This window comes from Streptomyces sp. NPDC043861, from assembly GCF_056435905.1.
On the sequence record NZ_JBWKDP010000003.1, the window covers coordinates 353,004 to 363,290 of the forward strand.

8 protein-coding genes and 1 tRNA gene are annotated in these 10,287 nt (G+C 71.1%); 4 read left to right on the forward strand and 5 right to left on the reverse strand.

What is annotated here, in order from left to right; all coding sequences use genetic code 11:
* Positions 1 to 38: 38 nt before the first annotated feature.
* The 3 genes from AC068D_RS09260 to AC068D_RS09270 form a co-directional block, all read right to left on the reverse strand.
* A complete protein-coding gene (locus AC068D_RS09260; RefSeq protein ID WP_478822334.1) occupies positions 39 to 1,541 on the reverse strand; it encodes a Stp1/IreP family PP2C-type Ser/Thr phosphatase in 1,503 nt (500 codons plus the stop codon).
* A gap of 162 nt (positions 1,542 to 1,703) precedes the next feature.
* Complete coding sequence (locus tag AC068D_RS09265) at positions 1,704 to 2,219, reverse strand: FHA domain-containing protein FhaB/FipA (RefSeq protein ID WP_478822335.1); 516 nt, start codon at positions 2,217 to 2,219, stop codon at positions 1,704 to 1,706.
* A gap of 10 nt (positions 2,220 to 2,229) precedes the next feature.
* Positions 2,230 to 3,096, reverse strand: coding sequence for an FhaA domain-containing protein (locus tag AC068D_RS09270; RefSeq protein ID WP_478822336.1), 867 nt, complete (start codon positions 3,094 to 3,096; stop codon positions 2,230 to 2,232).
* Positions 3,097 to 3,435: 339 nt separating this feature from the next.
* Here AC068D_RS09270 and AC068D_RS09275 point away from each other — a divergent pair.
* A tRNA-Leu gene (locus AC068D_RS09275) sits at positions 3,436 to 3,522 on the forward strand.
* A gap of 475 nt (positions 3,523 to 3,997) precedes the next feature.
* Here the strand turns inward: AC068D_RS09275 and AC068D_RS09280 are convergent.
* Positions 3,998 to 4,267: a hypothetical protein gene (locus AC068D_RS09280; protein WP_478822337.1), complete on the reverse strand. Its 270-nt coding sequence runs from the start codon at positions 4,265 to 4,267 to the stop codon at positions 3,998 to 4,000.
* A 107-nt stretch (positions 4,268 to 4,374) separates the two neighbouring features.
* Between AC068D_RS09280 and AC068D_RS09285 the strand changes: the two genes are divergently transcribed.
* Positions 4,375 to 4,749: a DUF2255 family protein gene (locus AC068D_RS09285; protein WP_478822338.1), complete on the forward strand. Its 375-nt coding sequence runs from the start codon at positions 4,375 to 4,377 to the stop codon at positions 4,747 to 4,749.
* Here AC068D_RS09285 and AC068D_RS09290 read toward each other — a convergent pair.
* Positions 4,711 to 7,374: a helix-turn-helix transcriptional regulator gene (locus AC068D_RS09290; protein WP_478822339.1), complete on the reverse strand. Its 2,664-nt coding sequence runs from the start codon at positions 7,372 to 7,374 to the stop codon at positions 4,711 to 4,713. The two genes, AC068D_RS09285 and AC068D_RS09290, sit on opposite strands and share 39 nt — an antisense overlap.
* Before the next feature lie 133 nt (positions 7,375 to 7,507).
* On the opposite strand from AC068D_RS09290, the gene AC068D_RS09295 reads away from it, so the two are divergent.
* Positions 7,508 to 8,788, forward strand: a complete 1,281-nt coding sequence (locus tag AC068D_RS09295; RefSeq protein WP_478822340.1) for an MFS transporter — start codon at positions 7,508 to 7,510, stop codon at positions 8,786 to 8,788.
* Positions 8,785 to 10,128, forward strand: coding sequence for a carotenoid oxygenase family protein (locus tag AC068D_RS09300; RefSeq protein ID WP_478822341.1), 1,344 nt, complete (start codon positions 8,785 to 8,787; stop codon positions 10,126 to 10,128). The genes AC068D_RS09295 and AC068D_RS09300 overlap by 4 nt, the downstream gene beginning before the upstream one ends.
* Positions 10,129 to 10,287 lie beyond the last annotated feature (159 nt).

The window sequence follows — 10,287 nt, forward strand, 5'->3', positions numbered from 1 at the left end:
GTGGAGAAAGGCCCCCTACGGGTCTACCGCTATGCCGCTCACTGCTTGTCGCAGTTCGAGGCCAGCTTCTGCTCCTCCTCCGAGAGGGTGGGGCCCGGAGAGGGAGTGGCTGCGGTCGGCTTGGTCTGGGCGGACTGGGTGGAGGGCTGGGTGCCGGTCGTGCCGCCGGCCTGGCCCTCGCCGGGAGGCGCACTGGGTGCGGCCTTGTCGGCGCTGCGCCGCTGCTCGTCCTTCTTGCAGGCGGCCGCCTGCGTGGAGAGCTCCTCGATCTTGTGGCGGGCGCTGCCGAGGCTGCTCTCGGCGATCGTCTCCTTGACCTGCTTCTGCTGGTACGGCGGCAGGTACTTGAGTTCGATCTCGGGGTGGTCCTTCTCGACCTTCGAAAGCGAAACCCAGGCCAGATCCTGGCTGATGCCCCGGTAGAGCGCGACGTGCTCGCCCTTGACGCCGACGTAGTACTGCGTCTGGGTCCAGCGCCAGGCCCCGTACAGACCGCCGCCGACGACGGCGAGCGCGAGCACCGAGAAGAAGGATCTCTTGAGCCACTTCCGGCCGGAGCGCGGCTTGGCGAGGTCCTCGTCGGTGTACGCGTCGAAGCCGGCCTCCGGAGGCATCCCGCCGTAGCCGGCCTCGTCACCGCTTCCGGGAGGACCGAAGCCACCGCCCCCGTGCGGCGGGGGGACCGGGCGGCCGAGACCGGACGCGCGCCCAGCGGGCGTCTGCATGGCCCCGTTGTCGCCCAGCTGCACCTGGTTCTCGGCGACCGCTCCGACGATGACGGGAGTGTCGCTGAGCTGGCCGGCGAGGGTGTCACCGCCGTCGACGTCGAGGACGTCGGCGATGATCACCGTGATGTTGTCGGGGCCGCCGCCGCGCAGCGCGAGCTGGATCAGCTCCTGCACGGTCTCCTGCGGGCCCTGGTAGCTCGCGAGGGTGTCCTCCATCGTCTGGTGCGAGACGACGCCGGACAGCCCGTCCGAGCAGATCAGATAACGGTCACCGGGCCGGACCTCGCGGATGGAGAGATCGGGCTCCACATGGTCACCGCTGCCCAGCGCGCGCATCAGCAGGGAGCGCTGCGGGTGGGTGGTGGCCTCTTCCTCGGTGATGCGGCCCTCGTCCACGAGGCGCTGCACCCAGGTGTGGTCCTGCGTGATCTGCGTCAGCACGCCGTCGCGGAGCAGATACGCGCGGGAGTCCCCGACGTGGACGAGACCGAGGCGCTGGCCGGTCCACAGCAGCGCGGTCAGGGTGGTCCCCATGCCCTCGAGCTGGGGGTCCTCCTCGACCATCGCGCGCAGCTGGTCGTTCGCCCGCTGCACGGCCGTACCGAGCGAGGTCAGGATGTCGGAGCCGGGCACGTCGTCGTCGAGCTGGACGAGTGTCGAGATGACCTCGGATGAGGCCACCTCGCCGGCGGCCTGGCCGCCCATGCCGTCGGCGATCGCGAGGAGGCGAGGTCCGGCGTAGCCGGAGTCCTCGTTGCCTTCCCGGATCATGCCTCGGTGCGATCCGGCGGCGAAGCGCAGTGACAGACTCATGCGCACCTGCCCTGTCGACGCCGCCTCGGGGTACAGCCGGTCTCGAGCCACACTGCCCACCCTCCGGTCGGGAGCTGCCCGTCCCGGCCCGCTGCCGGGACCGCTGCGGGGTCCTGTGCAGGGACCGCTGCGGCTCGCTCGCTCCGCTCGCTCATTGTCGTACTACTTCCGCAGCTCGATGACGGTCTTGCCGATACGAATCGGCGCGCCCAGCGGAATCGGTGTCGGGGTGGTGAGCCGGGCCCGGTCGAGATACGTGCCGTTGGTGGACCCGAGATCCTCGACGATCCACTGGCCGTCACGATCCGGATAGATCCTGGCATGCCGGCTGGACGCGTAGTCGTCGTCCAGCACGATCGTCGAATCGTGGGCGCGCCCCAGGGTGATCGTCTGGCCCTGCAGCGCGACCGTGGTGCCGGTGAGGCTGCCCTCGGACACGACCAGCTTGGTGGGTGCCCCCCGGCGCTGGCGCGGGGCCTGCTGGCGCTGCTGCGGAGGCGCGGCAGCGGACTGGCGCGCGGCCTGCTGCGGCCGGGCGTCGGCATTGCGGCGTGAGCCGCGCTGCGTGACGCGCGTACCGAACAGGTCGCTGCGGATGACCTGAACGGCCACGATGACGAACAGCCACAGAACGGCCAGGAAACCCAGCCGCATGACCGTCAGGGTCAGCTCTGACATTGCCCCCGCTTCACCCTTCGGCTTGCCGGTAAACGATGGTGGTGCTGCCCACGACGATCCGCGAGCCGTCGCGGAGCGTAGCGCGGGTGGTGTGCTGCCCGTCCACCACGATGCCGTTGGTGGATCCGAGATCCTGGATCGTCGAGGGCGTTCCGGTCCGGATCTCACAGTGGCGGCGCGAAACGCCGGGGTCGTCGATCCGCACGTCGGCGTCGGTGCTGCGGCCCAGCACCAGCGTCGGGCGGGAGATCTGGTGGCGGTTGCCGTTGATCTCGATCCAGCGGCGCACCTGCGTTCCCTGCATGCCGCCCGGTGTCGCCGGAGCAGGACGGCCGGCGGCGGGCGCGTGGCCCGGCCGGTTCATCCCCGGCGGCGGTGCGGCCGGCATGGGAGGAGCACCAACAGGAGGGTAACCGTATCCTCCGCCCGGCGGGCCGCCCGCGGGGGCGCCGTGCGGACCGGCCCCAGGTCCGGCGGGTGCACGGTCGGGCGACTGTGATGTACTCGACGCGAGGGTACGGCTGCGTACCCGGTACAGGCCGGTGTCGAGGTCGTCGGCCTTCTCCAGATGGACCTTGACCGGGCCCATGAAGGCGTACCGCTGCTGCTTGGCATAGTCCCGGACCAGGCCCGAGAGCTCGTCACCGAGCTGGCCCGAGTAGGGGCTGAGCCGCTCGAAGTCCGGTGTGCTCAGCTCCACGATGAAGTCGTTGGGTACGACGGTCCGCTCGCGGTTCCAGATCGTGGCGTTGTTGTCGCACTCGCGCTGGAGGGCTCCCGCGATCTCGACGGGCTGGACCTCGGACTTGAAGACCTTGGCGAAGGTGCCGTTGACCAGACCTTCAAGTCGCTGTTCGAAACGCTTCAGGACTCCCATGGGGCACCTCCTCCGTCGTTGCCGTCCTGGTACTGCTTACTGATCGTATCCACGCGTCGGGAAATCGGCTGGTTCCCCTTGTCTGCCCCGTCGATGAGTGTCACCTCTCACACGGATCTCCACACGGATCGTAGAGGCGGCTTCCTGACAGTGTCCCGCACTCGGGGTGGACCCCGGGGGGTCGGGGGAGGCGTCCTTGCCCCCGCCCGCTCTTTCCTCCTCCACCGTGGAGGGCCGAATCAAACGCATGTGAATCGACCGTCCACCGCGTGCTAATGTTCTGCATGTCGCGACCGGCCGACACCGAAACAGGTGAGGGACACAGCGGCAACACCCTTTGCGCGGGTGGCGGAATAGGCAGACGCGCTGGATTCAGGTTCCAGTGCCCGAAAGGGCGTGGGGGTTCAACTCCCCCCTCGCGCACCAGTAGAGACGGGTTTCCGTCAGGACGAATGTCCTGATGGGGGCCCGTTTCTCGTTGTCTGTGGCGGCCCTCGGCCCTGGGTCGGCTCCGCGGCTGCGTTTCTACGTGAAAGGGTCCACACCGTGGCGTATGTCACGATGTGGACCCTGTTCTCCGGTTGATCTTCAGACGGTGCCGCCTCGCTCCGGATTGCGGGCCGGTCGGTGCGAGGCGGCCCGTGGGGATGCACTTGCCCAGGGGGGCCTGCCCTGAGCCGGTGATGAGTGCGTTTGCGCGGGCGCTGCCCGCCGAGGGGCGAGGTCTCCGTCCATTCTTTGATCTTCCGGCGGTCGGCGTGTGGCGGCCGGAAGGCCGGAAGGATCGTCCGGACGGCAATGCCGCTGGGGTCCGGTGCAGCGTCGGCTGCGCCTCGCTCTCGGATCCGCGTGTCGTTGCGGACGGCCTCCGAGGAGGGTTCGTCACCCGGCGGCACCCAGGTCAGTACCAGAGGGAGATCGCCAGGACCAGGGCCGCGACCGGGAGCAGCAGCCACGGTTGGGCCAGGACCAGGAGCCCGGTGAAGATCAGGGCGACGTAGGCCAGTGCCTTGGCGGCGCGCCGCCTGGCCTTGTTCTTCTGCGTGCCCTTGTTCTTCTTCGAGCCCTCGTCGTGCGGCGCCGCTGCGCCTGGGGCCGCCTCGAGGGTGCCGGTTCCGGTGCCGATCGCGGTTGTGGTTGCGGTTGCGGGGTTCACGTCGATGTTCGTCATGGCACTCAGCCTCGTCGCGGGAGCACCGCCCTCGCGTCGGCGAAGCCCGCCTATCTAGGTGATGACCACCGACGCGTACGCAGTGCCGGCACGGTGAAAGTTGGTCCATGAACACGGTCATGGATCGCGCGGAGATCGTCTTGTGGGTACGGCATGCGAACGGCCGGTGGTCGGCCAGGACGGTCTGGGTGGTGATGCTCGACGGGGAGGCGTATGTCCGCTCGGCCTTCGGACGGCGCAGTGCGTGGTACCGCCGGGTCCTGCGGCGCGCGGACACGGAGGTGGAGGTGGCCGGGGCCCGGCTGCCCGTCACCCTCCAGCCGGTGGACGACCCCGAGCTCGTCCAGCGCGTCTCCGGTGCCTACCGGGCCAAGTACGGGCTGAGCTGGCCCGGCCCCGTGGAGTCGATGAACGCGCACGAGGCCGCGGCCACCACCATGCGGCTAACGAATGTCGGGCAGGTCTCGCAGTTGCCTGCGTGAGGTGAGCCCGAGCTTGCGGAAGATGTTGCGCAGGTGTGCGTCGACCGTCCGCGGGCTGAGGAAGAGCTTCGCCGCCACCTCCTTGGAGGTGGCGCCGTCGGCGACCAGGCGTGCGATGTGCACCTCCTGCATCGTCAGCTGGTCCGATGCCTTCGACGTGCGGCTGCGGGCCTGCTTGCCCGTGGCGCGCAACTCGCCGGCGGCGCGTTCGGCGAACGCCTCCATACCGAGGTCGGACAGCGACTCGTGCGCCAGCCGCAGCGCGGACCGGGCGTCACGCCGTCGGCCCTGGCGGCGCAGCCACTCCCCGTACAGCAGATGTGCCCGGGCGCGGTAGACGACCAGTGCGCTGTCGTCGAGCAGGCCGATCGCCTCCTGGTAGGCGGACTCGTCCTCGGTCACCAGGGCCCGCGCACAGGCCTCGACGCCAAGACCCCACGCCTGCCGGCCCGCCTGCGTGCGTTCCTGGAGGGACGCGAGGGCCGCGGCGGCGACCTCCGTCTCGCCGCACCGCACGGCCGCCTCGACCAGCTCGGGCAGGGCAAGGCCCGCCGTGCCGACGGCGCCGTACTCGACCGCCTGCTTCGCCGCCGTCAGCGCGGCCGGGTAGTCGGCCAGGCCGTTGCTGAGCACGGCCGTCGCCCACTGCACGCTGAGGCTCATCCGGTGATCCACCGACGCGAACAGTTCGACGGCATCCTTGCGCCGCCCGCGCATCGCGGCCAGGTGGAGGCGCGGGTAGACCAGCGGTGCCGCGCCGGTGGCGTCGGCGATCGCCTCCTCCTCGGAGATCAGCTCCATCGCCGCACCGAAGTCGCCCGTGTGCACGGCCGTGGTGGCCTGCATGGCCAGTCCGATGGGCAGCGCATGGAAGGAGCCCGACTCGCGGCCTGCCGCGACGGCCCGGGTGGCGATGCCGTGCATGGCGTCGAAGTCCCACAGCTCGCCGGCCACCATGAAGCCCAGGGACGGCCGCCTGGTCCACACCTCGGCGTCGGTGTCGCCGACGACCGGCCCGAGGATCTCCCCCGCCGCCGCATGCCCGTCGCCGACCAGGCTGATCAGACCGGCCAGGACCGCCGCCGCGCCGGACAGCGGCCCGTCCGGTGGCGGGGCCTTCCTGGCGGCCTCCACCACCTGGTCGAGGCCGCCGAGCAGAAGGCCCATCTCGACGGCGTCCAGATAGCACTCCCGTGACCAGGCGGGGTCGGTGTCCGCCAGCCGGGCGGCGGCACGCAGGAGGTGCGCCGTGGGGCCTTCGTCCCCACGGCGGCGGACGAACGACAGCCTGCCGCGGAGCAGGTCCGCCCTGGCGGCCTGGCCCGGATCGTCGGTCCGGACGGTGGTGAGCAGGTCGGCCGCCGTGTCGAAGTCGCCCACCGAGAGCTTGGCCTGGACCGCTGCGAGGACCCGCTCTGCGCGTTGGACCGGGTTGACCGTGAGCGCGGCCGAGCGTTCGAGGAAGGCCGCAGCCGCCGCGACACCGCCACGTTCCTGGGCGCGGGCGGCGGAGGCTTCCAGCTCGGCGGCGACCTGCTCGTCCGGGCCGGCACTGGCCTGGGCGCGATGCCAGGCCCACCGGTCGGGGTCGGCGACCCGGTCGGTCACGGCGGCCAGCGCCTCGTGCGCCCTGCGCCGCTCCTCCGGCGCCGCTGCACGATAGGCGGCCGAGCGGGCGAGGGGGTGGCTGAACCGGATCCGGGTGCCGAACTCGACCAGCGGGACGGACTCCGCGGCGGCAGCCGCGTCGATGCCCAGGAGTTCGGCCGCACGCCACAGCAGGCCGGGGTCGCCGATCGGGTCGGCGGCGGCGACGGTGACCAGCAGCCGGGCCGCCGACGGCAGGAGTTCCAGCCGGGACCGGAAGCTCTGCTCGATCACGCCGGGTACCGAGTCCGGCTGGGCGAATCCGCCCGCCATTCCGGCGAGTCCGGCGGTCCTGGGAAGTTCCACCAGCGCGAGGGGGTTGCCGCGCGCCTCGGCCAGGATGCGGTCGCGCACCCGCTCGTCCAACGGGGCGCGGATCGCCGCGGCCAGCAGCGCGCGGGCATCGGATTCGCCGAGCCCTTGGAGCGAATGGGCGGGCAGTCCGTCCAGTTCGGGCAGGCGGCTCGGCTCGCGCGCCGCGAACACGAGGGCGATCGACTCCGCCGAGACCCGGCGGGCCAGGAAGGCCAGCGCCTTGGCCGACGCCTGGTCCAGCCACTGTGCGTCGTCGACGACGCACAGGAGCGGGCGTTCCCGCACGTTCTCCACCAGGAGGCCCAGCGACGCAACGCCGACCAGGAACGGATCGGGTGTGCCGGTGTCGAGGCCGAAAGCGATCTCCAGCGCCTTGCGGTGCGGCGCCGGCAACGCCATCAGCCGGCCGGTGACGGGAGCGAGCAACTGGTGCAGTGCGGCGAACGGCAGTTCCATCTCGAACTCCGCGCCAGACGCCTGTATGACCAGGAATCCGGTCGCGGCCTCGCCCAGATGCCGCAGCAGCGCGCTCTTGCCGATGCCCGGCTCACCGCGCAGGACCAGAGCGCCGCCCCGGCCTTCCCGTGCCGCTTGGAGCAGGGCGTCGAGCCGGCGTATCTCGTCCTGACGACCGATCAGCACATCCGTGTATGTCTCGGGCATGTACGAAAACCTATGCGGTCGTGCGCCGCAGGGGAATCCGGGAACGACCCCGGTCGCCTAAGGGTCTCCGCAGGAGTCGTATAGGCGATGACTACCGACGCGAGCGGCGGACGCCCGCTGCGAGTGTCGAGCCATGACCCGCACCGCACCGCAACGGACGACCACCGGCTGGATACCGCTGGCGGTCCTGGCAACGGCCCAGTTCCTGGTCGTGCTGAGCACGTCGATCGTGAACGTCGCCCTGCCCCAGATCCGGGCCGGGCTCGATCTGTCGGACACGGGCCAGGCATGGACGGTCAACGCCTACGTACTCGTCTTCGGCGCGCTGCTGCTGCCGGGTGGGCGGGCGGGTGACGTATACGGCCTTCGCCGTGTGTTCCTGTTCGGCATCGGCCTGTTCGCCCTCTCCTCCCTGGGCGCGGCACTGGCGCCCACGGCGATCGTGCTGATCGCCTGCAGGGCAGTGCAGGGAATCGGCGCCGCGCTGCTGGCGCCCACGGCGCTGGCCCTCGTGCTGACGCTGTATCCCGACACGAAGCGGCGTGGCACCGCGCTCGGGGTGTGGGGCGCGGTCTCCGGTGCCGGTGGGGCGGCGGGCGTGCTGCTGAGCGGGCTGCTCACCGGCATCTACGGCTGGCGTGCGGTGTTCGTCGTGATGGTGCCCCTCGCCCTGGCCGTCCTGGCGGCCACCCGGCTGCTGGTCGGGGCCGACCGGCCACGCGGCGGAAGCCTGGACGCGGCCGGCGCGGTGACGGTGACGGCGGGGCTGGTCGCGCTCACCTACGGCCTGTCAGGCCCTTGGCCGCTCGCCGTGATCGGTCTGGCGCTGCTCGGCCTGTTCGTGGTGCTCCAGCGCCGCGCCGCCGACCCGCTGCTGCCGGCGCGCATGAGCGTGGTGGCGATGCCCAACGTGCTGACGGCCCTGCTGGGCGCGGTCTGGCTCGGCCTGTTCTACTTCCTGCCCCTCTACCAGCAGCGCACCCTCGGCTATTCGCCGTTGGAGGCCGGGCTGACCCAGCTTCCCCTCGCCCTCGTGATCACCCTCTCGTCGTGGGTCACCGGCAAGGTGTCCGGCCGCCATGTGCTCCCCGTGGGCCTGCTGGTCCTGGCGGCCGGACTGGCCTGGCTGTCCCGAACCCCGGCCGACGGCACCTTCCCTGTGGACCTGCTCGGCCCGACGCTCCTCATCGGCATCGGGCTGGGGGTGGCCTTCGTCCGGCTCACCGCGATGTCCTCCACGGGTGTCCCGGCCGCCGACAACGGCCTGGCCGGCGGGCTGGTCAACGCCACCCGGCAGATCGGCGGAGCCATCGGCCTGTCCTTCCTGACCCTGCTCCCCTCCTTCGGCTCGGCCTTCCTGGCCTGCGCCGCCCTGACGCTGCTCATCTCGGCTCTCTCGACGCGAAAGGCATGACCATGACCCTGGACAAGCCGTACATCAGCGGCCACTTCACCCCCGTCACCGACGAGATCACCGGCCATGAGCTGAAGGTGCGCGGCACCCTCCCGCCCGAGCTGAACGGCCGCTACTTCCGCAACGGTCACAACCCCAAGCCGGGCATCACCCCCACCCACTGGTTCCGCGGCGAGGGCATGATCCACGGCGTCCGCCTCACGGCCGGCCGGGCCGAGTGGTACCGCAACCGCTGGGTGCGAACCCCCTTCCTGGACGGCGTGCCGTTCACCGGGACCGAGCTCGAAGTCAGCGCCGCCGCCACCAACATCATCTTCCACGGGGGCCGCTATCTGGCCCTGCAGGAGGCCAACCTGCCCTGGGAGGTCAGCGCCGACCTCGACACGATCGGCGTCCACGACTTCGGCGGCAAGCTCACCAGCTCGATGACCGCCCACCCCAAGGAGGACCCGGAGACCGGCGAGCTGCACTTCTTCAGCTACAGCCCCTTTCCGCCGTACCTGACCTACTACGTGGCCGACGCCTCCGGCGACATCGTCAGGTCGGAGGTCGTCGACGGCTCGGGCCCGTCGCTCATGCACGACTTCGCCATCACCCGCGAGCACGTCGTCTTCATCAACTCGCCGGTGGTCTTCGACCACGCCGAGCACTCCGGCATCCCCTACCGCTGGCGCGACGACGTCCCGCTGCGCATCGGCGTGATGCCGCGCGCCGGGGGCAGGACCACCTGGTTCGAGGTGGCCGACCAGGCGGCGCTGTTGCACGTCGCGAACGCCTACACCGACGCGCAGGGCCGGATTGTCCTCGAAGCACCGCGCTTCGACCGTTCCGCCTGGGAGAACTCGTGGAAGTGGTGGGTCGGCGCTCCCGGTTACGGCACCAGCCCCGACGCCGGCTCGACCTTCCACCGGTGGATCGTCGACCCGGCCACGGGCAAGGTGACCACCGAGTCCCTCAACGACCTTGTCACCGAGTTCCCGTCGATCAACGACGCCCACACCGGTTCGGACTACCGCTACAGCTACGCCATCGCCTTCCCCGGCGCGGGCCTGTCGGGCTACCACACCGTCAAGCTGGACTCGCGGACCGGCCAGGAGAAGCTGCTCGCGCACGGCGAGGGCCGGATGCCCGGCGAGGCCGTCTTCGCGCCCGCCGAGGGCGGGACCGCCGAGGACGACGGCTATCTGCTCACCGTCGTCAGCGACCTCAAGGCCGACGCCTCGGAGCTGCTCGTCCTGGACGCGAGCGACCTGAGCACCGTGGCCGCGGTCGAACTCCCCCGCAGGGTGCCCGCCGGCATCCACGGCCACTGGATCCCCGACTCCGAACCGTCCGCCTGATCCGCCCCAGCCGCCCGGGCCGCTGCTGACTCCCCCGCAGCGGCGGCCCGGGCCCCGAACCCGTCCGGCATCCACGGCCACTGGATCCCCGACTCCGAACCGTCCGCCTGATCCGCCCCAGCCGCCCGGGCCGCTGCTGACTCCCCCGCAGCGGCGGCC

What these genes read in the sequence shown, in the direction of transcription:
- AC068D_RS09260 (WP_478822334.1), bottom strand. Translation starts at nt 1,541, where the DNA reads ATGAGTCTGTCACTGCGCTTCGCCGCCGGATCGCACCGAGGCATGATC.
- AC068D_RS09265 (WP_478822335.1), bottom strand. Translation starts at nt 2,219, where the DNA reads ATGTCAGAGCTGACCCTGACGGTCATGCGGCTGGGTTTCCTGGCCGTT.
- AC068D_RS09270 (WP_478822336.1), bottom strand. Translation starts at nt 3,096, where the DNA reads ATGGGAGTCCTGAAGCGTTTCGAACAGCGACTTGAAGGTCTGGTCAAC.
- AC068D_RS09280 (WP_478822337.1), bottom strand. Translation starts at nt 4,267, where the DNA reads ATGACGAACATCGACGTGAACCCCGCAACCGCAACCACAACCGCGATC.
- AC068D_RS09285 (WP_478822338.1), top strand. Translation starts at nt 4,375, where the DNA reads ATGAACACGGTCATGGATCGCGCGGAGATCGTCTTGTGGGTACGGCAT.
- AC068D_RS09290 (WP_478822339.1), bottom strand. Translation starts at nt 7,374, where the DNA reads ATGCCCGAGACATACACGGATGTGCTGATCGGTCGTCAGGACGAGATA.
- AC068D_RS09295 (WP_478822340.1), top strand. Translation starts at nt 7,508, where the DNA reads ATGACCCGCACCGCACCGCAACGGACGACCACCGGCTGGATACCGCTG.
- AC068D_RS09300 (WP_478822341.1), top strand. Translation starts at nt 8,785, where the DNA reads ATGACCATGACCCTGGACAAGCCGTACATCAGCGGCCACTTCACCCCC.